The 730-nt window shown below is 67.4% G+C and carries 1 pseudogene; it reads right to left on the bottom strand.

Annotated features, from left to right (window positions below):
- Positions 1-730 (bottom strand): annotated as a pseudogene (locus D5H75_RS40730) (DNA-directed RNA polymerase subunit beta); the annotation flags it as partial.

Genomic DNA, 730 nt, shown 5'->3' with positions numbered 1-730 from the left:
GTTCGCCTGCGCGATGACGTACCGATCCTCCTCATCCGCCGTCAGATAGTCGATCTGCTCGGTCACGCGACCGTCCACCACGCGGCGGTAGGGCGTCTCGACGAACCCGAAGGCGTTGATCCGGGCATAGGAGGCCAGGGACCCGATCAGGCCGATGTTCGGGCCTTCGGGCGTCTCGATCGGGCACATGCGGCCGTAGTGCGACGGGTGGACGTCACGGACCTCCATGCCCGCGCGCTCACGCGACAGACCGCCCGGGCCCAGGGCGTTCAGCCGCCGCTTGTGCGTCAGGCCCGCCAGCGGGTTGACCTGGTCCATGAACTGCGAGAGCTGCGAGGTCCCGAAGAACTCGCGGATCGACGCCACCACGGGCCGGATGTTGATCAGGGTCTGCGGCGTGATCGCCTCGACGTCCTGCGTCGTCATCCGCTCCCGGACCACCCGCTCCATGCGGGCCATGCCCAGCCGGACCTGGTTCTGGATCAGCTCGCCCACCGTGCGCAGGCGCCGGTTGCCGAAGTGGTCGATGTCATCGGCCTCGACGACGACCTCTCCGGTGGCGCCCGGCATCGTCTCCTCGCCGGCGTGCAGGCGCACGAGGTACTCGATCGTGGCGACGATGTCTTCCTCGGTGAGCGTGCCCTGGGTGATCTCCGCGTTCACACCCAGCTTCTTGTTGAGCTTGTAGCGGCCGACCTTGGCCAGGTCGTAGCGCTTGGGATTGAAGTAC

The sequence above is a fragment of the Bailinhaonella thermotolerans genome (assembly GCF_003594875.1).
Classification (GTDB): Bacteria; Actinomycetota; Actinomycetes; order Streptosporangiales; family Streptosporangiaceae; genus Bailinhaonella; species Bailinhaonella thermotolerans.
The sequence above is the reverse complement of the archived record's forward strand: the minus strand, read 5'-3'. Positions and strand labels throughout refer to the sequence as shown.